This is a genomic window from Paenibacillus planticolens, assembly GCF_013141725.1.
Lineage (GTDB): Bacteria > Bacillota > Bacilli > Paenibacillales > NBRC-103111 > Paenibacillus_E > Paenibacillus_E planticolens.
In genome coordinates this window covers 1-995 of the sequence record NZ_WHNZ01000038.1, presented here as the reverse complement: position 1 = coordinate 995, position 995 = coordinate 1, and the positions used below count along the sequence as shown (strand labels likewise).

General features: G+C 51.9%; 2 protein-coding genes. Both read right to left on the bottom strand.

The window, feature by feature from the left end; genetic code table 11:
* Nucleotides 1–521: ABC transporter permease (locus tag GC097_RS16295; protein ID WP_171684362.1), on the bottom strand; the 521-nt coding region annotated here is incomplete at its 3' end.
* A gap of 5 nt (nucleotides 522–526) precedes the next feature.
* Nucleotides 527–995 (bottom strand): ATP-binding cassette domain-containing protein (locus GC097_RS16290; protein ID WP_171684361.1); only part of this gene is annotated, 469 nt, incomplete at its 5' end.

The following is a 995-nucleotide window of genomic DNA, read 5'->3' as shown; positions in this document are numbered from 1 at the left end:
AAGATGGAAAACGGCAGCGTGGCTAGCGTTCCGGCTCCGATATACTTGTAGGTGGAGCTCGTTACGGTGATGATTTGCCCGCCTGTGATGAGCTGGGCAATACCGCGTCCTGCCACCATCAGAATCAGCGTGGCGATGATCGGTTGAATGCCCGCTTTCGCGACTAAGAAACCGTTCCACAAGCCGAGCAGCAGAGACAGCACGAGGGAAATGCAAACGGACAGCACGAGTATGCCTATCGCGTTCTGATCGCTGCTTTTGCTAATCGTTAAACAGGACAACGCGCCTGAGATGGCGACTACCGAGCCCACGGATAGATCGATCCCTTTAGTGGCGATCACTAACGTCATGCCAATCGCGACCAGGATCAGCGGTGCTCCGAAATTCAAAATGTCAATTAAACTGCCATACAGATGGCCGTCTTTCATTTGAATCGAGAAGAACCCCGGTGAATATATCAAATTGAATACCAGCAGCACGGCCAACATGCATGCCGGCCAAAACAAATGATGCTTAACCATTGTGCTCAACCTCCCGCTATCGCTTTCATCACATTGCGCTGACTGATTTCTTCGCCGGACATTTCCTTCACTTTCTTGCGGTCCCTTAAGACGGCAATCCGTTCACTGACCCGAAGCACCTCTTCGAGCTCGGAAGAGATGAAGAGCACCGACATGCCCTCGCGGGACAAGGAGAGCACAAGCTTCTGAATTTCCGCTTTGGCCCCGATATCGATTCCCCTGGTCGGCTCATCCAAGATTAACAGCTTCGGATTCGTCAGCAGCCATCTGGCCAGCAGCACTTTCTGCTGATTGCCTCCGCTTAAATTTTTGATCAGATGCTCCGGATTGGGAGGATTAATATTCAATGCGCGGATATATTCGTCCGCCATCTCATCCTGCCGTTTGCGCGGAATCGCATTGAACCAGCCACGCGTCGCCTGCAGCGCAAGAATGATATTCTCCCGAATGGTCAAATCGTCAATGATGCCTTCG